Source organism: Streptococcus sp. HMSC078H12 (genome assembly GCF_001814615.1).
GTDB lineage: Bacteria > Bacillota > Bacilli > Lactobacillales > Streptococcaceae > Streptococcus > Streptococcus salivarius_F.
Map to the genome: position 1 here is coordinate 1 of NZ_KV817307.1, position 23,765 is coordinate 23,765.

A 23,765-nucleotide genomic window follows, 5' to 3' on the forward strand; every position below is an offset into this window, starting at 1 on the left:
TATCATCCCTCACTTGTCTTGTCAATAACTTTTTTAAAGTTTTTTCAAACTTTTTGTTACTGGACAATTTCCTTAAGACTTTATTAGTCTATCAAGTTTGAGAACTAATGTCAATACTTATTTTCTATGCTAGAGTAAACGTAAAAAGAAGATCGCAAGTATCTCCTTTTTTACGTTTTTATAGAGCTGCGCGCATGCGTGCTTGTGAATTTTCGACATTTCGTATTGAGCGTGGCAAGAAAGCACGGATATCATCTTCTTTATAACCCACTTGCAATCTCTTATCATCAATTAAGATTGGGCTCTTCAAGATTCTTGGATTTTCTTGAATCAAATCAATCACTTCACTGACACTGAGCTCGTCGATATCACAATTTAGAGCTTTAGCATAGCGATTTTTTGATGAAACAATACTCTCAACACCATTCTCTGTTTTTGACAGGATGTTTAAGATTTCTTCTTTTGTAAGTGGTTCTTTACCAAGGTTTTGTTCTTTATAAGGAAGTTGATGGTTGTTCAACCATGTCTTTGCTTTTTTACAACTTGTACAACTTGAGATTGTATAAATCTTAATCATGTTAATTCTCTCTTTCTGTCACATGATACTATTATCTTATCATTGTCCTTGATTTAAGAAATCGGTCTAGCGACCTATTTTGAATCAAGGGGAACTTTTTCAATTACCATAGACACTTTTTATTTAGATTAAAACAAAGAAAAAAGAGCTCGTCGGCTCTTATACACTTATTCCTCAATTTCAATGGTTGAATCAAGGTCTAAAACAAGTTCATCAGATGTTTCTTCAACTTGTATTTCTTCAACAATATCCTCTTCATCTGGTTCAATCAAACCATAGTGTACACGTACTTTATGATCAATTTCTTCAAAAATTTCTGGATGATCTGCCAAATATTTTTTAGCATTTTCAGATCCTTGACCAATCTTCTCTCCATTGTATGAGAACCACGCTCCAGCTTTTTGAATAATGCCTAAGTCACTAGCGATTTTTACAAGCTCACCTGTTTGGGAAATCCCTTCACCATACATAATTTCAACAAAGGCTTCTTTAAATGGTGGAGCAACCTTGTTTTTGACAACCTTAATTTTAGTTTCCTTACCAACATTTTGGTCTTTTTTATCACCAGTCCCTTTGATTTGCGTATTTCCACGTACATCAAGACGTACTGATGCATAGAATTTTAGAGCACGTCCACCAGGAGTTGTTTCTGGATTACCAAACATAATACCAACTTTTTCACGCAATTGGTTAATGAAGATAGCAATTGTTTTTGTTTTATTGATTGAAGCAGAAAGTTTTCGCATGGCTTGACTCATCATACGCGCTTGAAGTCCGACATGGCTATCACCAATATCTCCATCAATTTCTGCACGAGGTACCAAGGCTGCAACTGAGTCAACAACAACCAAATCAACTGCACCTGAGTCAATCAGCTTACCAGCAATTTCGAGACCTTGTTCACCTGAATCAGGTTGTGACAAAAGAAGTTCATCGATATTAACACCTAGGGCTGCCGCATAAGCAGGGTCAAGGGCATGCTCTGCATCGATAAAGGCAGCAATTCCGCCTTCTTTTTGTGTCTGAGCAACAGCATGGAGGGCTACAGTTGTTTTACCTGATGATTCTGGTCCGTAAATTTCGATAATACGACCTTTAGGATAACCACCTGCACCAAGAGCAATATCCAAAGCTAGCGAGCCTGAGCTCATAACTTGAACTTTCTGCTCTGCACGCTCACCAAGACGCATAACCGCACCCTTACCAAAATCTTTTTCAATATTCTTCAAAGCATCGTCAAGTGCTTTACGACGCTCATCTCCAAATTTCTTTGTAATTTCTTCTGTTTTCTTTGTTTTCTTAGCCACTTATTTTCCTCTTCTTTCTTATAGTTAAAGACAAACTTAAATCAAGTTGTCTCTTGTAATAAAACTTGGCGAACTAGGTTAAAGGCATAGAGGGTACTAATATATCTAACATCAGAACGACTTCTTCCACCTATAACAACCTTGATTGACCTTACTTGATTCCTATCAGCAATACCAATAAATACTGTACCCGCTGGGTGTCCTTCTAAGGAATCTGGTCCAGCTACACCGGTAAGTGCAATTCCGTAATCGCTATCTGTTTTAGTTCGAGCACCTTCAGCCATTTTTTCTGCAGTAAAATAACTGACAACACCATGTTCTTCTAGTTGCGACAAGGGAATATCCAACATTTTAGCTTTTTCTTCAATGCTATAAGTAACAAAGCCACCTTTAAATACTTGTGAGGCTCCTGAAAAATCAGCAATACTAGCCTGGAATAAACCTGCTGTTAGGCTTTCAGCTGCAGTGATAGTCTTGCCATGGTGCTTAAGCAAACGAAAAGCTTCAAAAGCTAAACTATTAGACTCTCCATATCCATAAATGAAATCAGATAAGGATTTTCCATCTAGAGTTTTAGTCGAACGAATTTGTTTCTCTAAAACATCTAGTTTTTGATCTGCTTCTTCTTGCGAAGAAGCCTTTGTTGACAAACGAAGTGTTACTTCCCCCACTTTAGCATATGGAGCTATGGTTGGATCTGTTTGGTTAACAATAAAATCCTTCAGAACAGTCACTAATTGACTTTCTCCAACGCCGAAGAATCTTAGGACTCTCGAATAAAGACTTGAGTGATTCTCTGTAAGAGCTGGAATAAGTTCTTGATTCACCATAGGTTTGAGTTCACTTGGTGGACCAGGTAAGACTACATAGGTCACACCTTGAGCAGTAATAATCCCTCCAACTGCAAGACCTGTCGGGTTTTGCAAGGGAATAGCCCCCTCAACAATTTGTGCTTGACGTTCATTATTAGGCGTTCGTGTGTGTTTAGGACGAGTAGCAAAGAAACTATCCAGTTTTTTACTAGCTTCCTCATCAAAAACGAGTTCTTTTCCTAAGAACTTAGCCAGTGTTTGCTTGGTTAAGTCGTCCTCAGTAGGGCCAAGTCCACCACAAAGTATGACTAAATCACTACGCTGACTGGCTTGATCAAGAACTGAAAGTAGGCGGTTTTCATTATCTCCTACTGCTGTGTGAAAATACACGTCAATTCCTAGTTCAGCTAGTTTCTCAGATAAAAATTGGGCATTGGTATTGGTGATTTGCCCGGTTAGGATTTCAGTTCCTACTGCAATCAATTCAGCTTTCATTGGTTCACCTGTATTACTATTCGTAAAATAATCTCAAAAACATGTTCGTTTATAAACTAACATGTTTTTCTCGTCTTGTCAATCAAATCTACTCATTTATTTGAAGTCACAGTTGTTTTCATGATCATTCACAAATCCTGCGGCTTGTAAAAATGAATATATAGTAGTCGGTCCTAAAAATTTGAACCCTCTCTTTTTTAGATTTTTGGCAATCTGTTGGGATAGGTCAGTTGATGATGGGACATCCTTATATGTGGGTACATTATTTATCAAGGGCTTTCCGTCAAAGTAATGCCAAAAGTAATGGGACAAAGAGCCAAATTCATCTTGGATTTTTAGTACTTGTTTGGCATTATTTACGGTTGCTTCTAGCTTAAGTTTGTGCCTAATGATGTCTGGATTTTGAAGCGCATCTTCAAGTTCACTTAGGCTAAACTGGGCAACACGCTCAATATTATAGTCATGAAAAACACGATTAAAGGCCTGTCTTTTATTTAAAACGGTTAACCAAGAAAGCCCTGACTGATAACTTTCTAAGCATAGAAGCTCAAAAAGTTTTTGATCGTCACCAATAGGCTTTCCCCACTCCTTGTCATGATAATCACAATATAATTTATTGTTTGTTGGAACCCAACGACAACGATTGACCATTGCTTACCTCATTTCATCAACATCTTAAGAGCTGATTTAATGTATTGCTCTGCCGTTTCATTAGTACCTTCGAAGAAGGATTTGATTTTCTTAAGTTCTGCGGCTTTATAACCAAGAGCAAGCAAGGCTTCCATAGCCTCATCCAATTGATGATTCCCTTCAGGTTGACTTGGTGTCGTCTTGGTCGTTTCTGTTGGTAACTCTGCAAATTTCCCTGCCAAATCCAGAACCATTTGTTGAGCTGTCTTTTTACCAATCTTTGGAAACTTCATCAAGTATTTGATGTCACTATTATCAACAGCAGCAACCAAGCCTTGATTATCATCTACAGCAACAATGGCTAGGGCAGTCGTCGGACCTATTCCAGAAACTGAAATAAGCTTAAGGAAGACCTCTTTTTCATCTTCAGTATGGAAACCAAAAAGAAGGTGGGCATCATCTCTAATAACTTGATGAAGATAGACTTGGATAGTCTGATTCATTTGGTCAGAAAAACTATATGGATTCGCCACAGTGACAATATAACCTAAGCCGTTTGCTTCTATAACAATATACTTGGCGGTAATTTTCACTAGAGTTCCCTTGATGTAATCATACATAGCGTGTGATTTCCTTTCTCGTTCGTTTCTTCAATGGTTTGCTTTATCATTTTATACTCGTAAGATAATTGTCTTGAGTGTTTATTTTGTCATCTCAAGCACTGCTGTACTATTGTAACAAAAAATCCACTCGAAAGTGGATTCTGTTTGCTCTATTTTAAGGATGACTACTCGTCTTTAAAGTATCTGTAATCATCTTTAGACCTAATAGAATATATGTTACAACGCCTAAAGTAAAGGCAATGCTAGAAACATTTACGAGAGTATTCTCCAAACTTGGTTGACCTAACCAGGCCAAAATATAGAAAATCAAGCTAGTCGCTAAAAATGTTAAGCCAACAAGTAAAAAGTGTTTATTAGTTTTTGTTAGGTGTCTCATCACTATACCTCCTAACTTAAAAATCAGGCAATCATCCTACAATGATCCGCTAAAACATTAGAAGATTCTTCATCTTCACCACTATTATAAATCTAACATTCCTATTCGTAAAGCAAGACCAAAAAAAGTTTCAATACTTCCCTAGGTCACGTAGACTTGTATGATTTTCTTGAATACGACGGAACATTTTTTCCATATCAGACTTGGTAAAGTTGACAAGTACTGGACGTCCGTGAGGGCAATTGTAGGGATTTTTACACTGTGCAAGCTGTACTAGGAGGTCACGCGCAGAGTAATCATCAAGTGCATGATTAGCCTTGATTGAACGTTTACAACTCATCATGATGGCCAACTCAGCACGGTAGGTCTTAACAGACACTTCATTCGTCAAAAGAAGCATGTCACACATTTCATAGACTGCTGATTCAATCTCTTCTTCCTTCATCCAGATAGGATGTTCACGAAGAATGAAGGTATTATTCCCATAAGGCTCTAAATAGATACCAACCTGATTCAGAAGGGGCATTTTTTCTTGTAAACTAATGTAGTCTGAACCTGAAAATTCAAAGAGATAAGGAACCAAGAGCTGTTGTAAACTGCTGTCAACCTCACCGATCTTTTCACGATAGTACTCATACTTGACACGTTCTTGAGCAGCATGTTGGTCAATGATGTAAAGTCCACCTTGTCCTTGCGCAAAGAGATAGGTTCCATGCATTTGACCAAAAAACTCCAATTCAGGGAAGGTTGATGTTTCCTCATTATCCAGATTTTCAAGCATGCGCTTCATTTTCGACTTGTTTTTATAATCAAGTTTTTCGTGTTCGCTATCACCTTCATCTACTGAACGTTGTGCCTGTTTAACAGAAGGTTGCGGTTTATTTTCTACCGATGAAACTGGAGACTCTGACTCTGATACAAGAGGTTTGATATCTTCTTGGACTGTCTCTGGTTTGACAAAGAAATCATTACGACTGCTATCATAGTAAAGATTGGTTTGTTTGAGTGGAAGACTGGTTTGAACTGGCTTAGCTGCACCTCTGGTACTAGACTTGGCTAGATTTTCAAGGGCATCAGGAATCAAATCCTGCTCTCTAAGGCTTTGAGCAATGGCAGAGCTGATAAGGGCCATAAGCTCTTTTTCTTTAGAAATACGTACTTCCTGCTTGGTTGGGTGAACATTGACATCAGCCAAATAAGGATCAATCTGAATATCAATAACCGCAATAGGGAAGCGTCCTACCATGAGTTTAGAACCATAACCATCAAAAATAGCACGGTTAAGCAGGAAGTTTTTAATATAACGTCCGTTAATGAGAATCGTGATGTAGTTACGATTCGCACGGGTCAACTCAGGGAGACTAACATATCCAGAAACTTCAAAATCAAGGTCAGAATTTGAAATCTCCACCATTTTTTTAGCCGTTGTCAAACCATAAATACCAGCAATAGCTTGACGGAGGTCTCCAGTACCTGATGTCTGTGTCAACTGACGACCATCATTAAGCAAGGTAAAGGCAACCTCGGGATGAGCTAGACTCAGACGATTGACAACATCAACAATATGGGCCAACTCAGCCTGTAAACTTTTCATATACTTGAGACGAGCTGGGGTATTATAAAATAGGTTTTCAACGGTAATCTTTGTTCCAACTGGTGTTGAAATAGGATCCTGACTCTCAATTTCTCCACCTTTAGCAACCAGTTTAGTCCCATAGGCTTCTCCATCCGCTGCTGTCACAATAGTTAGGTAGCTGATAGAAGCTATTGATGGTAGGGCCTCACCTCGAAAACCAAGGGTTCGAATACGAAAGAGATCTCCTTGATTTTTGATTTTACTTGTTGCATGACGGCGCAAACTCATGGCCACATCAGCTTGAGCCATTCCTTCGCCATTATCTGTGATTTGAATTTTTGAGAGGCCTGATTCTTCAACTTCAATGGTAATCTGGGTGCTGCCTGCATCAATAGCATTTTCCACCAACTCTTTAACAACACTGGCTGGGCGCTCTACGACCTCACCAGCAGCAATCTGGTTGGCTAACACCTCAGGCAATTCGATGATTTTTGGCATAATTATTATTTTCCCTTCTAAAAGGTTGAGAGATCATTGGTTCTAACTGTTACTGATGCTTCCTATAAAGCCATAACTCACACACAACTGTTAGCCAAGATAAGGCTGTGGCTATAACAATCATATCCCCATGACGAAGATTGAACCAAATGAGTCCAGAAAAAATCAAGAGGTAGATGACTTGGAAAATCCATTGGTAGGTTTTGGGTGAACTTGTCGAATCCATAAACTGCTTAACAAAGAAATAAAGCAAAAGCAAGTTCAGTGTTAGTGCCTTTTCAAAAGGTGTAAAAAAGCTCAAAATCAGACTGCAGGCAAGAAAAATTCCTGCTAGCCATTTCATTATAGATTTCATGTGATTACCTCGTCAGTACGTTTTCATTAAGTATAGGGGTTTTCGAAAATATTTTCAACCACTTAGACACCACATAGGACCACATAGACAAACGCTATTGCTGTGGACTAGTAAATAGTGTTTAATAAAGGTGTGAAAGGGAGGAGGTCTCCTCAATTACCAATAAGAAAGGATAGTTATGAAAATAAAAGTTCAGATTGACTCGGTATTCCAAGAAGAAATGTTGCAGATTCAAGCACCTAGTCGAACGCCCAAGATTCAGCAAGTTGTCGAGTTTGTCGAATCTTTGGATGATAACCAACGACTCAAAGGAAAAAAAGATGGCGAAACTTATCTCATCGAGCCTAATGCTATTTCCAGAATTTACATCGAAAATCGTCAAGTTCTAGCTGAAACTATTCAAGGAGAGTACCACTTAGGCTTACGTCTCTATCAAGTTTTAGAAAAACTGCCATCTTACTTTATCAAAATCTCACAATCAGAGATTGTCAACCTCAAAGAAATTGAACGCTTCAACATTACCCCTAACGGCCTCGTTGAAATTTACCTTAAAAACAAGGAAACCACCTACTCATCACGCCGTTACCTCAAAGCAATAAAGGAGAAATTACAATGAAAAAGCAACTTTTTAAATCAGGCACAAAAGGCATCCTTATCGGACTTGTCGTATCCATGATTATGTCTCTTATCTGGGCACCAAGCTACATGCCTCTAAATCCTCACTCAGCCATTGGACAATGGATGACGTCACATCAGGTTCACGGATCTATGGTATTAGCCTACTGCCTCATCACTTGGTTTGCTATCGGTATCCTCTTTGAAGTCGCTAGTTATATTTTCCGTAAAGCTGAGTGGAGTTTACTTCGTGCAACCCTCACTCACTACGCCTTGACCTGTCTAGGTTTCATTCCACTAGCTACCCTCAGCGGATGGTTCCCTCTACGTTTGACTTTCTACTTGGAGCTAGTCATTGAATTCAGCCTTATCTATCTGCTCGTTTGGGTCTTCTCTTATTGGAAAATGAAAAAGGATATTGAAGAACTCAACCAAGAATTGAAACATCTGTAAAAGACAAGAAGCCTGTCAATTGACAAGCTTCTTTTATAGTTTCTGTTTTAAATCTGCTACAGCCATCATGACCTGCATCGGTGTCATATTGTAAATGTCCAAGTCTCGTAACTCTTGAAGAACTGGATTTTCAGTAAAATCATCAAAGAGAGAGATTTGCTCGTTGACATGTGTTTCAGTGGCTGGCTTCTCTTGAGGCGATACCTTTTCCTGAGGTTGGATGGTGACTGTCTCGCCCTCTAGTTGTGTCAAGATGGTGTCGGCACGTTCCAGTAAATCTGCTGGTAAACCTGCAATCTTAGCTACATGAATACCATAAGATTTATCGGCTGGGCCATTGACAATCTTGTGAAGGAAAGTCACCTCTCCGTCCTTTTCAAGTGTCGCCACATGAACGTTGACAAGGTGTGTCAAAGTATTTGACAGGGCTGTCAACTCATGATAATGGGTAGCAAACATGGTTTTAGCCCCCACCTTGTCATGAATAAACTCAATGATAGACTGGGCCAGAGCCATACCGTCATAGGTGGCTGTCCCACGCCCCAACTCATCAAAAATAATCAAGGAATTAGGTGTCGCCCGCTTAATGGCCTGATTAGCCTCCATCATCTCAACCATGAAGGTCGACTGACCTGAAATCAAGTCATCTGCAGCACCAATACGTGTATAGATGGCGTCAAAAACTGGCAAATCAATACTATCTGCTGGTACGTAAGACCCCATCTGAGCCATAACGACTGACAAGGCCAACTGACGCATATAGGTAGATTTACCACTCATATTTGGTCCTGTGATGAGCTGAACATTGGTCTGACTGTCAAAGGTAATCGTGTTTGGAATGTATTCCTGAACACCCATAACCTTCTCAACCACCGCATGACGACCTTGATCAATAACGATACGATGTTCATCATTAAACACAGGACGAACATAATGATTAGTCTCTGCTGTAACAGCCAAACTCTGAAGCACATCGACTGTCGCAATAGCCTTAGCCAAAGATTGCAAACGATCAATATAGCGTTCCACCTGCTCACGAACACGCATGAAAATATCATACTCTAGCGTTGATGACTTTTCACGTGCCTCGAGCATTTCACCTTCAATTTTAGCCAACTCAGCAGTTCCAAACCGCTCTGAATTTTTCAGGGTTGCCTTGCGGAAGAAATGGTCAGGAACCAAGCTAAGATTAGAGTTGGTCACATGGAAGTAATAACCATCTTTACGGTTATAATCAATTTTTAGTGTTGTAATACCAGACGCTTCACGTTCCTTGGCTTCGATGTCTGCAATCCATGACGTCCCCTCGCTCATCACCTTGCGATACTTGTCCAAGGTCTCATCAAAACCAGCACGGATAATGCCACCTTCTGTAATGGTTGCTGGAGCATCGGGATCAATAGCCGACCGAATCAGACTTTCTAATTCTGGCAGAGCATCTAGCTCTTGTAAAAGACGTGACAAGGCCTCGTCATCAAAAGACTCCAAAATCGCCTTAATAACTGGAACCTGAGCTAGGGTATGACCTAGCTGAATCAAATCTTTAGGGTTAGCCTTTCCGAAGGAAACACGACTAGCCAAGCGCTCAATGTCGTAAACCCCTTTAAGACTCTCAGTCAGGTCACTACGCTCGAAGAAATTGTCCAAGAAAACTTGGATAATATTCTGGCGCTCCATGATAGCAGCCTGATTCACTAAAGGACGGTCAATCCAAGTACGCAAGAGACGCATTCCCATAGCTGTCTTGGTTTCATCCAGGAGCCAGAAAAGAGAACCGTGTTTCTTACCTGTTCTAGCATTTTCCAGCAAATCCAAACTCGACTTGGTCGCATAGGACATCTGCAAGTAATCCTTAATCTCATAGTGCTGAGCCTTTTGTAAATGGCTTAACTCACGCATCTGAGTACGGTGCACATACTGGAGAAGTTTACCCGCTACACTACTTTCCAAGTCTGTCAAGCTAGTGTCAATCAAGTGGACATCATCGTAAACCTCTGTTTCCTTGGAAAGTAGAAGGTTGAGTTGCTTCACCAAAACTTGTTCATCAGCTTCAGGTAAATCATAACCAACCACTACTTCACGTGCCTTAAGGTTCTGAATTTCACTACAAACTGAACTGAAATCGTCCAACTCTGTCGCAAAAAATTCACCCGTTGACACATCCATATAGGACAGACCGAATCGACTTCCAGCCTTGTCAATGGCTACCAAGAAATTATTGGCATTATCAGGTTTAGAGCTGTCAACCACTGTACCTGGCGTGATAACCTGAACCACCTCACGCTTAACCACACCAACAGCCTGTTTAGGATCCTCCATCTGCTCAGCAATAGCTACCTTGTAGCCCATCTCAACTAAGACATCAATATAGGCTTGAGCTGAATGATAAGGAACACCAGCCATAGGAATGGGATTATCGGCGTTCTTATTACGACTGGTTAGGCTAATTTCCAAAATCTGGGCAGCCTTAACGGCATCCTCATAAAATAATTCGTAAAAATCACCCATACGAAAGAGCAAAAAAGCATCTGGATAATTTTCCTTGATATCCAAATACTGCTGCATTCCTGGAGATATTTTTTCCTTAGCCATGTCTTAACTCCTCGTTAATCCTTTCTTCGATAGACTTGGTCACATATTGGATCAAGTCACTGGCATCCTGCATTTTTTGACGGTAGTCCTGAACAATAGGCAAATTTTCCAGCTCATGCTGAATCAAATCTGCTTGCTCACCTGCCTCCTCATAGGCACGTTGTTTCTCAATTTTTTGAAAAAGCACTGCTTCTTGTTGATAAGCCTTCATCTGTCCAGCTAGATGACTGATTTGAGGTACCTGTCCAATGGCCTTCTCAGCCTCTTGAAAAGCAAGAACCGCCTCATGGTGTTTGAGGAAGTCGATTAACTCTTCTTTGGCTTTTTGGAGATCCTGATGAGGAGTGTTCATCAGTGAAACTCGCTTTCCAGTTTTTCAGCAACCACAGCATCCTTACAGATTACCAAGAGGGTATCTGCGCCAGCAACGGTTCCTAAAATTTCAGGGTTACCATCACTATCAATTAGGTTGGCCAAAACATCAGCTTCACCCAACTCTGTGTGGAGGACCAGCATAAACTGAGCACGGGAAACTGATTTAACATAGTCCTTAACCGTAGGATCCAAACTTGGAAGCACATGCTCAGACAAACTATAGTATAGTCTACCTTCTTCATCACGAAGCTTCAAGAGGCCAATCTCACGCAAGTCACGTGACAAGGTAGCCTGAGTAACCGTGATACCTTCCGCCTCTAGGCGTTGCTTAATTTCCTCTTGTGTCCCAATCTTATCTCTTGAAATCATCTGTTTGATAACAGCTTGACGATCTCTCTTCATTATCTTTCCTCTTTTTATGTATATTCTTTGCATATTATAACAGAATTTTTGTATTTTTTCATGCAATACTTCCTAATAGATGCTTTCTTGTCCCTACCCTATTAACTAAAATAATGGTAAAATAGGTATGAATGACAAGATTTGAAATGGAGTACCTATGAATACTAAAGAACTCATTGCAGCAGAAATTGCCAAAGTTGTTCCCGAATTGGAACAAGAAAACATTCAAAATCTGCTTGAAACCCCTAAAAATGCTGACATGGGGGACCTCGCCTTTCCTGCCTTCTCATTGGCTAAAGTCTTGCGCAAGGCTCCTCAAATGATTGCAGCAGACATCGCTGAAAAAATCGATGCCTCAAACTTTGAAAAAGTTGAAGCTGTTGGTCCTTACATCAACTTCTTCCTTGATAAATCAAAAATCTCAGCGGATGTTCTTGGACAAGTCATCGCTCAAGGCAGCCACTACGCTGACCAAAACATCGGTCACGGACGTAACATCGCCTTTGATATGTCTAGTCCTAACATCGCTAAACCTTTCTCTATCGGTCACTTGCGTTCAACGGTTATCGCTGATGCTCTTGCCAACATCGTAGCTAAACAAGGCTACAAACCAGTCCGCATCAACCACTTGGGTGACTGGGGTAAACAGTTTGGTATGCTGATTGTTGCCTATAAGAAATGGGGTAGCGAGGAAGCTGTCAAAGCCAACCCTATCAATGAACTCCTTCAACTTTATGTGCGCATCAATGCCGAAGCTGAAGAAGACCCATCTGTAGACGAAGAAGCTCGTGAATGGTTCCGTAAATTGGAAGCTGGTGACGAGGAAGCAACTGCCCTCTGGCAATGGTTCCGTGACGAAAGCTTGGTGGAATTCAACCGTCTTTATGATGAACTCGGTGTTTCTTTTGATAGCTACAATGGTGAAGCCTTCTACAATGATAAGATGGATGAAGTCGTTGACATCTTGACAGAAAAAGGACTTCTCCAAGAATCTCAAGGTGCCCAAGTGGTTAACCTTGAAAAATACGGTATCGAACACCCAGCCCTCATCAAAAAATCAGATGGTGCGACACTTTACATCACACGTGACTTGGCTGCTGCCCTCTACCGTAAACGTACTTACGACTTTGCCAAAGCCATCTATGTGGTTGGTAATGAACAATCTGCTCACTTCAAACAGTTGAAAGCTGTTCTTAAAGAAATGGGCTACGACTGGTCTGACGACATGACTCACGTTGCCTTTGGGCTTGTAACTAAGAACGGTAAGAAATTGTCAACTCGTAAAGGTAACGTTATCTTGCTTGAGCCAACTATCGCTGAAGCTGTTAACCGTGCCCAAGCTCAAATCGAAGCTAAGAATCCAAACTTGCCTAACAAGGAAGCTGTTGCTCATGCTGTAGGTGTTGGTGCTATCAAATTCTACGACCTTAAAACAGATCGTATGAATGGTTACGACTTCGACCTTGATGCCATGGTATCTTTCGAGGGAGAAACTGGACCTTACGTACAGTATGCACACGCTCGTATCCAATCTATCTTGCGCAAGGCTGACTTCACGCCATCTACAGATGCTACATATAGCCTAAACGACGTTGAAAGCTGGGAAATCATCAAACTCATCCAAGACTTCCCACGTATCATCAACCGTGCATCAGACAACTTTGAACCATCTATCGTTGCTAAATTTGCTATCAGCTTAGCTCAAGCCTTTAACAAATACTATGCGCACACACGCATCTTGGACGAAAGCCCAGAACGTGATAGTCGTTTGGCTCTTTGCTACGCAACAGCAACAGTCCTCAAGGAAGCCCTTCGCCTTCTCGGTGTTGAAGCTCCAGACGAGATGTAAAACATATTTAAAACGCCTAAGGGCGTTTTTTTAATTGCCAAAAAAAAAAGAACCCAACACATGGTGTTGAGCTCTTTTGGAGATTATGAAAAAGAAAAGTTCGTTGTTCTACAAAAAGTGTAAGCCAACGAGACTTACTGAACGGCGTTCAGTAAAAGTTATTTAGGAGACTTAAAGTATAACCCGCCTTCCTTAAAGAAACCTTAAATCGCAGAAAAAAATCCCCTAAGGGATTTTCACAACAGTCCAAAGACCGCTGAAAAGATACGATTGTACAGGCTTCCCAACCTCTTCTTCCTAATCCTCCAAGGTGACCGCTTGTCCAATAGAATCTTTATATAACTATATTACCTTGTTTTGGAAGGGTTTTCAAGTGTTTTCTTAAAATACCCTAATAAAACCTCAAAAAGAAGAAAAAAGCCTAGATTTCTAGACTTTCTTCGGGGAGATTTGTTATGAAAAAATTATGTTACCTCTAGCTTACAAAAGCTAGCTGCCTTACTAGGATGGTTATAATATATCTTAATAAACTTAAAAGTAGCTTAAGAGATTATTATTTTTTATCGCTTTTTAAAATGATAAGCAAAATAAGTAATAGTAAGGAACCACTAGAAATATCCATATCTAAAAACCAAGAGGGGGCTTTGATACTTCCTAGATCATTCATGATGCGGATGATATTATAAGCAATGCTTACTATTAAGAGGCTAAGTTCCGGTAAATAGTTGAGTCGTCCTTTTAAGATGGCTAACTTCTCCTTTCTGATAGTTTTCTTGCGATGACCCTATTATAAGGCTGAAAAGGAAACAAAACTAGTGACATAAATGTCACCATCAAAAAAAGCAGGTCAAACCTGCTTTTTTGCTATTTTGTTTAGATTAGTCACCTAAACCGATGCGTTCGAAGATTTCATCAACACGTTTAGTGTAGTAAACTGGGTTGAAGATTTCGTCAATTTCTTCTTGAGTGAGGCGTGATGTTACTTCTGGATCTGATTCAAGAAGTGGCTTGAAGTCTACTTGGTTATCCCATGATTGGGCTGTCTTAGGTTGAACAAGGTCGTAAGCTTGCTCACGCGTCATGCCTTTTTCAATCAAAGTAAGCATCGCACGTTGGCTGAAGATAAGACCAAATGTAGAGTTCATGTTGCGGATCATGTTTTCTGGGAAGACTGTCAAGTTCTTAACGATGTTTCCGAAACGGTTGAGCATGTAGTCAATCAAGATGGTTGTGTCTGGTGCGATGATACGCTCAGCTGATGAGTGAGAGATATCACGTTCATGCCAAAGGGCTACGTTTTCATAAGCTGTCACCATGTGACCACGGATAACACGCGCAAGACCTGTCATGTTTTCAGAACCGATTGGGTTACGTTTGTGAGGCATAGCTGAAGACCCTTTTTGACCTTTGGCAAAGAACTCTTCCACTTCACGTTGTTCTGATTTTTGAAGACCACGGATTTCAGTCGCCATACGCTCGATAGATGTTGCGATGCTAGCAAGAACTGCAAAGTACTCAGCGTGAAGGTCACGAGGAAGGACCTGTGTAGAGATTTCTTGAGCACGGATACCGAGTTTGTCGCAGACGTATTTTTCAACGAATGGTGGGATGTTGGCAAAGTTACCAACCGCACCAGAAATCTTACCAGCTTCCACACCAGCAGCCGCATGCTCGAAACGCTCAATGTTACGTTTCATTTCGCTGTACCAAGTTGCCAATTTAAGACCAAAAGTTGTAGGCTCAGCGTGCACACCGTGCGTACGACCCATCATGATAGTAAACTTGTGTTCTTTCGCTTTGTCAGCGATGATGTTAAGGAAGTTTTCAAGGTCCTTGCGGATGATGTCGTTGGCTTGTTTGTAGAGGTAACCATAGGCAGTATCTACTACGTCAGTAGAAGTCAAACCATAGTGAACCCACTTGCGCTCTTCACCAAGTGTCTCAGAAACCGCACGTGTGAAGGCCACCACATCGTGACGAGTTTGCTGCTCGATTTCAAGAATACGGTCGATGTCAAAGTCCGCTTTTTCACGAATCAAAGCCACATCTTCCTTAGGGATTTCTCCCAACTCAGCCCAGGCTTCGTCAGCCAAGATTTCCACCTCAAGCCAAGCACGGTATTTATTTTCTTCAGTCCAAATGTTCGCCATCTCAGGGCGTGAATAACGTTCGATCATTTTATTGTTTCTCCTTTAAAAAATCTTTCTTTATCACATTGGGTTCCACAATTACTGCATTGTAAGAACTTAGATTAGGATTTGTAGCAAACGGAATAGGAAAAAGAACAAACTTTTGACTATGTAAGCTAGCTAAGTCTAGAAGTCCACTCAAATGATATTGAGAAATCCCCCTAACAACAAACTTATCTTTATCATCCCTTAAATCGAGGTAATAGTTTGCCATATTTTGAGAATAAAACAAAGGAATTTGATTCTGTGCAATTGTACAATAACTTCCTGTCACCTCTCCATCTTGTATTTCCATCAATGTCCAAAAAGGCTCACCTTGAATTTTCCCATCAGGTAAAAATCCTTTTTTAATTGTTCCAGATACTATATCTACTATTGATGGCAATTCGTTAACCGTCATCAATTTAATACCGTTTGATTCTGCAAAAATTTTTGTTCCTTCTTGAAAACCAACCTTTGAAATCATTATTCCAATTATATTACCCAATCCAACATCTTGTAGCTTTGTAGAAAAATCACGTATTTCCTTTATTGACACTTTATTTTTCCAATCTTTACATTCTATAGCTACTCTACACTCTATATTTAAATGTGTGAATTGATAGTAAACATCAAATTCATTAGTTGCTCCACTCTTACCTTTAATGGTTACTTTTGTTGATACTAATGTATTTTCATAATCATTCAATTTTAGTAAGCGAGAATATACAAACTGGGCATAATCCTCTAATGATTTTCCTGTATTAACCATAAATTTATAAACTTTTCCCCTTATTATTCGACTAAAGATAAAAACACTTTGACAATTTCTGTTAATTCAAAATGTTCTATACCGTCTTCATCTATATATTTTTCTTGTTCATGAATTTGGTCTACTGTCATCTTTGGCCAGTTATTTTGTAAAACCTTATTTTCATTAGTTTGATTAAAATTCTTAACCTCCTCTTTCACATCGTTATAATCAGTTATATTTACATGCCCATCAAAGATATCTGGATGAAGATAATTTTCAGCCTCACGTTTTCGAGTACAATATGCAGTTCTGCCATGTCTTCTATTCTTTTCAACGGTAGAAGTATTTTTTGTTCGATTGGTGGGAGAAATTCTATCTGAATCTAAAAATATTCCAAAAGGAAGACCAAACTGATCTACAGTTCTCATTGTAATCCAAGATTTTAAATTATCACAACCACCAGTAGGTACTAGTGCGATATGTGCCTCTTGAAAAGTCCTATCTATTTCTCCACTTTCTTTTAAAACCTTGCATAAATGATTAAAGAAAATTATATCTGTTTTACCTTCTATTAAAATTAATGCCTTTGTTTCTTTTGAAATTGGATCCGGTAAAACACCTAAAGTTTCTGTGATTTTTTGCAAAACCTCATCACCTCCACTACTAACTTGTGACTTATCCGATTTTTCTACTAATCGAAGACTAGCAGTAGGTAATAGTCCACCTAGAGCTGGAGTATGGGTGGTTAAAATTATTTGAGTATTTTCCTTGGATGCTAACTCTAGAAAAGCTTCTATGAGTAATTTTTGATGCGATGGGTGTTGAGATGTCTCCGGTTCTTCAAAAGCATAAATTATACTCTTATTCCTCTCTGCTTCTGATAACTTTCTTTCTGCCTCTGCCCGAAAGAAATTTAGGAGAATTAAGCGACGAACTCCACTTCCTCTTTTATTGATAGATATATCATCATCCGATTTTATTGATAATTTAAAAAGCGAATCAAACTTAGGTTCTGATTTAAACTCTGGAACTAGCGAGGCAGCCAAGTTCTCATCCATCTCTTGCAACTTAGCTAACGTACGTCCTGCAGTTTCAATTGCTTTCTGTTGAACTTCACTTTTTATTTTATTAATCTCAGTTTGCAAATCTTGTAATGCTTGAGATACCGCAATTGACATAGGATCTGCAATTTCTTTATCCGAATCAGAACTACTTCTATCCGATTGAAATAAAGCATATATTGGTAAAAAAGTCTCAATTACCCCATATACTTTTTTTGCATCCTCTTTCGTAACTTCTAATTCAACCTCTTTAATTGTTAAATCTCTTTTAGAAGATAAAATCGCCCGTCGAATAGAGACATTACTTCTTTTATCGTATTTATCTTCATCTATTTCTAAATCAACCGCACGCTTTTTTAAATCAGCTTGTTTTAACAATAATAAATCATTGTAGTTATCATCTATAGGATGATTACAAATAATTTTCGTCTCAGGTTTTGGTTTTGCTGACGAACATTTGAAAGTTTTTTTTATTTCCAAATCACCGTTCGAATTCAAAAGATTTTCATCTTTCAAACTAGTTTTAGAAGAAGCATCAACTACTATCTCGTCAGGTAATTCATCAAAAATACATGTTATAAAAATAGAATCTGAATCAACTCCAACAGATAGATCATCCCTCTCACAAGCAACTAATTTGTTATTAAAAAAGATTTCTAATGCTTCTAAAATTGTTGATTTTCCAGCATCATTCTTACCTATAAAAGCTGTCAAATTATCAAAATCAATAATTGTTTCATCTTTATAGCCACGAAAATTTTTGATTTTTAATTGCTTAAGTCTCATAATCAGTTCACTCCTCAAATTCCTCTTTCCCAATCCACACTGACGGATAGTGATCTAGTGTATTCAAATCAGTATCCATCGGCAAATCATAGATAGCTAAATAGTTTTCAGGATATTGAGTAACCAACTCTTCATACTTAGCTCTCACTTTTTCGTGATTGCTACTAGCATACAAGACTTCGACGACTGCTCCAGTCTTATCTTTTTCAACAAATGCGTTGACGATGAGTTTAATCATAAAACCTCCTAAATCGAAATTCCCTTCATATTTGCTTCCAGAATGGGCATCTCAATACCTAACTCCTGACCAGTCTGATAAACACTTTGACAACAATAGAAGATGTCCTGTTTATCATTGTGCAAGGTCATAATTTTTCGGGTCAGCTCATTTTTCGCAAACATGACTTTCATGGCTTTTCCTGCTATCCAAGCGGGAAGTTTGTATGGCAAGAGTTCGGCTTTGTAAAGCTTCAAATTCACACCACGCGCTTCTACGACTTTCAAAGCTTCTCGAATGGCCTTAATGGCCAATGATAATTCCGAAGAACTATTCATCAAGTTCAAAGCCAATTCTTCTGGATTTTCCAAATTTCCTGAACGTGCAGCTGTCGAAGTAACACCCGCATTAATAGCCATATGAATCCAAATCCACTCGACCATATCATGAGGAACTTCCCACTTCAAATCTGCAGAACTCAGCAAAGTCGTCAAATCAGAATAGTTAGAAATGTGTGCTTTTTGCTCACCTTCGAGCATTAAATGGTCAAACAAGACACCATCCAAATGGTCTTCCTGCATGTGACCACCCGCTGTCGGAAAGGCCAGAATATAGTCGTAATCTCCTGCCCACTCTTGGACCTCTTTTCGAGTATCCCAGAAATTACAGAAGAAAACAAGGGTACCTTTGATATTATTTCTTTGCAAGGTTTCCACGGCTTCTTTGACAAAACCATGACGCACACTGAGAAAAATAAAATCATATTCCGAATCAGCTTCCGCCACATGAACCTCATAGGTATCATGCTTGTTCTCACCTTTGGAATGATAGCGACCATCTAGCAAATCAACCGAGAGGGATTTGGGAGCATTGTTCCGCTTACTGTCTCTAAGGACATGTTCTACTTGATGACCTGCTTTTTGAAAAGCATAGGCATAAGTGGTCCCGATAACTCCGAGTCCTAGGATTGCTATTTTCACCTAAAAATCAATTCCTTTCCCAAACTCAACCACATTGTCTGGTTCATCACTAAACAAAGTCACATGACCCATTTTGCGGTTGTGCTTCGCTTCTAGTTTACCATACATGTGGAGGTGGGCGCTTGGATTTTCTGTGACATAACGCTCAGCTGCTTCGACATGTTGGCCGAGGACGTTGAGCATGACAGCTGGTGCATGGAGATGGATTGCTGGAAGTGGTAATCCGAGAACACCCAAGATATGTGTGTCAAACTGTGAAAAGTCACAGGCTTCGATTGAGTAGTGGCCTGAGTTGTGTGGGCGTGGCGCGATTTCGTTGACGATGATGTCATCAGCTGTCGCAAACATTTCCACGCATAGAGTACCCGAGAGGTTAAGTTGCTCAGCAATCTTCACTGCCATAGCTTTAGCTTTCTCAGCTAGACTGTCAGAAATACGAGCAGGTACGATGGTTTTAGAGAGGATGTTGTTGCGGTGGATATTTTCCTGAACTGGGAAAACCGTCACATCCTTGCCATTACCAGACACGATGACCGAAATTTCAAGGTCGAAGTTAACAAACTCTTCCAAGACACACTCAGCTGAGTTAGCAAGAGCATTTGCCTCTTCCAAATCATCAGCTGATGTGATGACTTTTTGACCGTGGCCATCGTAACCGCCTGTCGCTGTCTTGAGGACATATTTTTTAGAAAGGTCAATATCTTCCAAATCAAGGCTAGATGTCACGACCTTGTAAGGGGCAACTGTTACTTTAGCCTTATTTGAGAGGAAATCCTTCTCAAAAATACGGTTTTGTGAAATGCGAAGCAGGTCTGTCCCTTGAGGAAGCTGACCATCTTTGATAACAGCATCCAAACCGTCAGCATCGACATTTTCAAATTCATAAGTGAGAACATCACAGCGATCTGCCAACTGACGAAGAGCATCCACGTCGTCGTAAGGAGCCACGATAACCTCAGACACACGAGAAGATGGGCAATCTGCTGCAGGATCAAGGGTGATAACCTTGTGGCCCATGTAGATAGCTGAGATAGCCATCATCTGACCGAGCTGGCCACCACCGATGATACCAATGGTTTTAGTTGAGCTCATTTGTAGACTCCTCTGCAATTTTTCCTTGCTCTTCAGCAAAGTTAGCAAGCGCATCCGCAATGTCCTTGTCTTCTACTGAGAGGAGACGAAGGGCAAAGAGGGCCGCATTAGTCGCACCAGCTTCACCGATAGCCATAGTTGCAACAGGTACACCACCTGGCATCTGGACGATAGAATAGAGCGAATCTACACCGCTAAGAGCACGTGATTTGACTGGTACACCGATGACTGGAAGGGTTGTTTTGGCAGCAACCATCCCTGGCAAGTGAGCAGCGCCACCTGCACCCGCGATGATGACCTTGATGCCACGGCTACGTGCTTCTTCGGCATGTTTGAACATGAGGTCCGGTGTACGGTGTGCGGAAACAACTTTCTTTTCGTAAGCGACACCGAAGTTGTCGAGGACTTCAGCGGCTTTTTGCATGGTTGCCCAGTCGGATTTTGAGCCCATGATAATGGAAATTACTGGTTTCATAGTTAATATCCTTTTTCTTCCTTTTTTTGACAATCACCTTAAGTTGTGAGGGACGGCAGCAGCCACCAAAGGCGTCTCATGCCTAAATCGGAAGCCTTAAGTCTTCCGATTTCCCTAAACGATTGGCTTTGTTAGCCAATCGTTTTTTCACAACAGTGGTGATTATCGCTCATTAGCTCGCTTTCGCTCGCCTTTTACGACCTACGGTCGCTAATTATTTGTTAGCCTTGCTACCGATATCATTTCGATAGAAGAGGCCTTCTGTGTTTTGTTTGTTGAGTTCGTTGTAGATAATGTTTTGGCCATCTTTGACGGTATCTGCTGTTGTGACAAGCATGTAGACACGTCCTCCGTTTGAGAGGAGGTCTTGGCCATTTTCAGCGAATTTAGCACCAGCATAGTAAGTGATGATGTCACCCTCTGTCTTGGCTGGAAGTTTGACACCCTTCTCATAAGCGAGTGGGTAGCCGTTTGAGGCTACAACCACACCAAGTGTCACACCCTTGTCCGTCCAAGTGATGGCTGGCTCTTTGCCTTCCAAAATGTCAGTGATGTTTTGTGCAAAGTCAGATGTCAAACGAGGCAAGATGATTTGTGTTTCAGGATCACCAAAACGAGAGTTGAACTCGATGACTTTAGGACCGTCAGCTGTCAAGATAAGTCCCGCGTAAAGGACACCAGTGTAAGGACGACCTTCTTTAATCATGCCTTCGAGGACTGGCTTGACAATGGTGTCAACCGCTGTGTCAACCACGCTCTGTGGCAAGTGAGGAACTGGCGCATAAGCCCCCATCCCACCAGTGTTAGGACCCTTGTCGCCATCATAAGCACGTTTGTGGTCCTGAGCCGTTGGCATGATGTAGAACTTGTCCCCATTGACAAAGGCAAAGAGAGAGAACTCTTCTCCGTCAAGGAATTCCTCGATGACCACACGCGCACCTGAATCACCGAATTTATTGTCCAAAAGCATCTCGTGAGCAGCTTCGACGGCTTGCTCAACCGTTTCAGCAACGACGACACCTTTCCCAAGGGCCAAGCCGTCTGCCTTGATAACGATTGGAGCGCCTTTTTCCTCGATGTAGGCCTTAGCTTCCTCGAAATCTGAAAATGTGCCATAGGCTGCTGTCGGAACGTCGTACTTGACCATGATTTCCTTAGCAAAATCCTTAGACCACTCAAGCTCAGCCGCAGCCTTTGTCGGACCAAAGGCTTTGAGTCCAGCTGCATTGAAATCATCCACGATACCAGCTGCAAGAGCATCATCTGGACCGATAAAGGTCCAAGCAATATCGTTCGCTTTTGCGAAGTCAATCAGCTTAGAATGTTCGGAAATTCCGATATTGATCAAATCAAGACCGTCCAATGTCATCCCGTCATTACCAGGAGCCACGAAAACTTGCTCAACGTCCTTAGACTCCAATATTTTCTTGGCAATCGCATGTTCACGACCACCAGAACCAACAACCAAAAGTTTCATTTGAAAGATACCTCAATATCAAATAAGACTAGGGGCAAATGCCCGTTAACGACAATCATTCGGAAAAATTAGCATTTTTCACGAATTATACATAACTATTATAACATATTTGTTCGGAGATATGGGTGTGCATCCAAATTTGGACACAAAAAAGGCAGCCACTTGGACCACCTCTTGGGAAATTATGAAAATGAAAAAAGTTATTTAGGATTGATGATAGTATAGACTGAACAGCTTAAGGGAGGCTTAAACGCAAAAATATCTTCATTTTCCAGAAAAACTACGAATAGGTAGGTGGAGGTTAAAATGAAGAAAAAATTACTAAATTGTCTCTTACCGCTAGCTTGTCTAGCAACTGTTTCGGTTTCGTGTGGCAGCTCTGCTCAAGCGGCTGTCCTCGGAGATGACTATCCTTCCTCTTGGAAATACGGGGGCTTTGGCGTGGATCCATGGACCATGTACTGGCGTCAATGTACGTCCTTCGCAGCCTATCGTCTCAGTAACACCAACGGTTTCACTCTACCTGTAGGTTATGGAAATGCCATCACTTGGGGCAGTATTGCACGTGCCAATGGTCACCGTGTTGACATGAATCCTGCCGTAGGGAGCATTGCCTGGTTCTCAGCTGGTGTCAACGGGGCTGGTCACATGGGGCATGTCGCTTGGGTTGCGGAAGTTCATGGTGATCAAGTCACTATTGAGGAGTACAATTACGATGCGGGGCAAGGACCTGAGAAATATCACAAACGTAGCTTTCATAAGAGTCAAGTGTCTGGCTATATCCATTTTAAAGACCTTGAACCAGGGGCTCAAAATGGGAATCCTACTAACTCTTCTATCAAAGTTGGCGATACGGTCCGCTTCACAGGAACCTTCCGTGTCACGTCTGTGTCAGGAAATACCATCACTAGCCAGGATTTAGCAGGAGGCACACCAACCAAACACAATATCGTTGATCCTGGACCCGTTCTTGAAGTTGATGGACAAGGCAATCCAACATCAGACCAGTACCTCAATCCTGGCGAAACCTTTACTATTCCAGGTAACTTCAAAGTGCTAGCCATTGACCCACCTAGCGATGGCATCCTCGTCCAAATCGGAAATCGCAAGACTTGGGTAACTCAGTCTGTCCTTGAAAAGGTTTAAATCTATTGAACAATCGTGAGAACGGTTGTTTTTTTGATACTCTGAAATAAAAAAGCCCAGCAGATGCTGAGCTT

23 protein-coding genes and 1 pseudogene are annotated in these 23,765 nt (G+C 40.7%); 4 read left to right on the plus strand and 20 right to left on the minus strand.

Going from position 1 to position 23,765, the window contains the following annotated elements; translation table 11 throughout:
- Positions 1–178: 178 nt before the first annotated feature.
- The 8 genes from spx to HMPREF2979_RS00600 all read right to left on the minus strand — a co-directional run bounded on the left by spx (position 179) and on the right by HMPREF2979_RS00600 (position 7,249).
- Positions 179–577 (minus strand): transcriptional regulator Spx, encoded by a 399-nt coding sequence (gene spx, locus HMPREF2979_RS00565; RefSeq protein WP_002886328.1) that lies wholly within the window; start codon positions 575–577, stop codon positions 179–181.
- 167 nt (positions 578–744) lie between these two features.
- Positions 745–1,884, minus strand: a complete 1,140-nt coding sequence (gene recA, locus HMPREF2979_RS00570; RefSeq protein ID WP_070654602.1) for a recombinase RecA — start codon at positions 1,882–1,884, stop codon at positions 745–747.
- Positions 1,885–1,925: 41 nt separating this feature from the next.
- Complete coding sequence (locus HMPREF2979_RS00575) at positions 1,926–3,191, minus strand: competence/damage-inducible protein A (protein WP_070654604.1); 1,266 nt, start codon at positions 3,189–3,191, stop codon at positions 1,926–1,928.
- Positions 3,192–3,287: 96 nt separating this feature from the next.
- Positions 3,288–3,842 carry a DNA-3-methyladenine glycosylase I gene (locus HMPREF2979_RS00580; RefSeq protein ID WP_070654606.1) on the minus strand — a complete coding sequence of 185 codons (555 nt, stop codon included), beginning with the start codon at positions 3,840–3,842 and terminating at the stop codon, positions 3,288–3,290.
- Between the two features lie 8 nt (positions 3,843–3,850).
- A complete protein-coding gene (ruvA, locus tag HMPREF2979_RS00585; RefSeq protein ID WP_070654608.1) occupies positions 3,851–4,441 on the minus strand; it encodes a Holliday junction branch migration protein RuvA in 591 nt (196 codons plus the stop codon).
- A 157-nt stretch (positions 4,442–4,598) separates the two neighbouring features.
- Complete coding sequence (locus HMPREF2979_RS00590; protein ID WP_002886321.1) at positions 4,599–4,820, minus strand: hypothetical protein; 222 nt, start codon at positions 4,818–4,820, stop codon at positions 4,599–4,601.
- 130 nt (positions 4,821–4,950) lie between these two features.
- Positions 4,951–6,894, minus strand: a complete 1,944-nt coding sequence (mutL, locus tag HMPREF2979_RS00595; RefSeq protein ID WP_070654610.1) for a DNA mismatch repair endonuclease MutL — start codon at positions 6,892–6,894, stop codon at positions 4,951–4,953.
- A 49-nt stretch (positions 6,895–6,943) separates the two neighbouring features.
- Positions 6,944–7,249: a hypothetical protein gene (locus HMPREF2979_RS00600; RefSeq protein WP_002886319.1), complete on the minus strand. Its 306-nt coding sequence runs from the start codon at positions 7,247–7,249 to the stop codon at positions 6,944–6,946.
- A gap of 178 nt (positions 7,250–7,427) precedes the next feature.
- Between HMPREF2979_RS00600 and HMPREF2979_RS00605 the strand changes: the two genes are divergently transcribed.
- Together HMPREF2979_RS00605 and HMPREF2979_RS00610 are read left to right on the plus strand one after the other, a co-directional pair.
- Positions 7,428–7,865, plus strand: coding sequence for a LytTR family DNA-binding domain-containing protein (locus tag HMPREF2979_RS00605; RefSeq protein ID WP_070654612.1), 438 nt, complete (start codon positions 7,428–7,430; stop codon positions 7,863–7,865).
- Positions 7,862–8,317: a DUF3021 domain-containing protein gene (locus HMPREF2979_RS00610; RefSeq protein WP_070654614.1), complete on the plus strand. Its 456-nt coding sequence runs from the start codon at positions 7,862–7,864 to the stop codon at positions 8,315–8,317. The genes HMPREF2979_RS00605 and HMPREF2979_RS00610 overlap by 4 nt, the downstream gene beginning before the upstream one ends.
- A 33-nt stretch (positions 8,318–8,350) precedes the next feature.
- Here HMPREF2979_RS00610 and mutS read toward each other — a convergent pair whose 3' ends face one another.
- Genes mutS through argR form a run of 3 tightly spaced genes read right to left on the minus strand, consistent with a single transcriptional unit; the run spans position 8,351 to position 11,689 of the window.
- A complete protein-coding gene (mutS, locus tag HMPREF2979_RS00615; protein ID WP_021143430.1) occupies positions 8,351–10,909 on the minus strand; it encodes a DNA mismatch repair protein MutS in 2,559 nt (852 codons plus the stop codon).
- The gene (locus tag HMPREF2979_RS00620) at positions 10,902–11,261 is read right to left on the minus strand and encodes a YlbF family regulator (RefSeq protein WP_070654616.1); all 360 of its coding nucleotides are present in this window, start codon (positions 11,259–11,261) and stop codon (positions 10,902–10,904) included. Before HMPREF2979_RS00620 ends, mutS begins: the two co-directional genes overlap by 8 nt.
- Positions 11,261–11,689, minus strand: coding sequence for an arginine repressor (gene argR / locus HMPREF2979_RS00625; RefSeq protein ID WP_170314548.1), 429 nt, complete (start codon positions 11,687–11,689; stop codon positions 11,261–11,263). The genes HMPREF2979_RS00620 and argR overlap by 1 nt, the downstream gene beginning before the upstream one ends.
- A 154-nt stretch (positions 11,690–11,843) precedes the next feature.
- On the opposite strand from argR, the gene argS reads away from it, so the two are divergent.
- Positions 11,844–13,535, plus strand: a complete 1,692-nt coding sequence (gene argS, locus HMPREF2979_RS00630) for an arginine--tRNA ligase (protein ID WP_070654618.1) — start codon at positions 11,844–11,846, stop codon at positions 13,533–13,535.
- A gap of 878 nt (positions 13,536–14,413) precedes the next feature.
- On the opposite strand, the gene purB is transcribed toward argS, so the two are convergent.
- The 9 genes and pseudogenes from purB to purD form a co-directional block, all read right to left on the minus strand.
- Positions 14,414–15,712, minus strand: a complete 1,299-nt coding sequence (gene purB, locus HMPREF2979_RS00635; protein ID WP_002886310.1) for an adenylosuccinate lyase — start codon at positions 15,710–15,712, stop codon at positions 14,414–14,416.
- 1 nt (position 15,713) lies between these two features.
- Positions 15,714–16,475, minus strand: a complete 762-nt coding sequence (locus tag HMPREF2979_RS00640) for a restriction endonuclease (RefSeq protein ID WP_070654620.1) — start codon at positions 16,473–16,475, stop codon at positions 15,714–15,716.
- A 23-nt stretch (positions 16,476–16,498) separates the two neighbouring features.
- The gene (locus HMPREF2979_RS00645) at positions 16,499–18,304 is read right to left on the minus strand and encodes an AAA family ATPase (RefSeq protein ID WP_070654622.1); all 1,806 of its coding nucleotides are present in this window, start codon (positions 18,302–18,304) and stop codon (positions 16,499–16,501) included.
- Between the two features lie 7 nt (positions 18,305–18,311).
- On the minus strand, positions 18,312–18,542 hold the full coding sequence (locus HMPREF2979_RS00650; RefSeq protein WP_070654624.1) for a phosphoribosylaminoimidazole carboxylase: 231 nt from the start codon (positions 18,540–18,542) through the stop codon (positions 18,312–18,314).
- An 8-nt stretch (positions 18,543–18,550) separates the two neighbouring features.
- The gene (locus tag HMPREF2979_RS00655; protein WP_070654626.1) at positions 18,551–19,501 is read right to left on the minus strand and encodes a ketopantoate reductase family protein; all 951 of its coding nucleotides are present in this window, start codon (positions 19,499–19,501) and stop codon (positions 18,551–18,553) included.
- The gene (gene purK / locus HMPREF2979_RS00660; RefSeq protein WP_070654628.1) at positions 19,502–20,593 is read right to left on the minus strand and encodes a 5-(carboxyamino)imidazole ribonucleotide synthase; all 1,092 of its coding nucleotides are present in this window, start codon (positions 20,591–20,593) and stop codon (positions 19,502–19,504) included.
- Positions 20,580–21,068: a 5-(carboxyamino)imidazole ribonucleotide mutase gene (gene purE / locus HMPREF2979_RS00665; protein ID WP_070654630.1), complete on the minus strand. Its 489-nt coding sequence runs from the start codon at positions 21,066–21,068 to the stop codon at positions 20,580–20,582. The genes purK and purE overlap by 14 nt, the downstream gene beginning before the upstream one ends.
- A 33-nt stretch (positions 21,069–21,101) precedes the next feature.
- Positions 21,102–21,164: pseudogene (locus HMPREF2979_RS10535) on the minus strand (phosphoribosylaminoimidazole carboxylase); the annotation flags it as partial.
- A 118-nt stretch (positions 21,165–21,282) separates the two neighbouring features.
- Complete coding sequence (purD, locus tag HMPREF2979_RS00670) at positions 21,283–22,545, minus strand: phosphoribosylamine--glycine ligase (RefSeq protein ID WP_070654632.1); 1,263 nt, start codon at positions 22,543–22,545, stop codon at positions 21,283–21,285.
- A 306-nt stretch (positions 22,546–22,851) separates the two neighbouring features.
- On the opposite strand from purD, the gene HMPREF2979_RS00675 reads away from it, so the two are divergent.
- Positions 22,852–23,691, plus strand: a complete 840-nt coding sequence (locus tag HMPREF2979_RS00675; protein WP_070654634.1) for a CHAP domain-containing protein — start codon at positions 22,852–22,854, stop codon at positions 23,689–23,691.
- Positions 23,692–23,765: the final 74 nt, after the last annotated feature.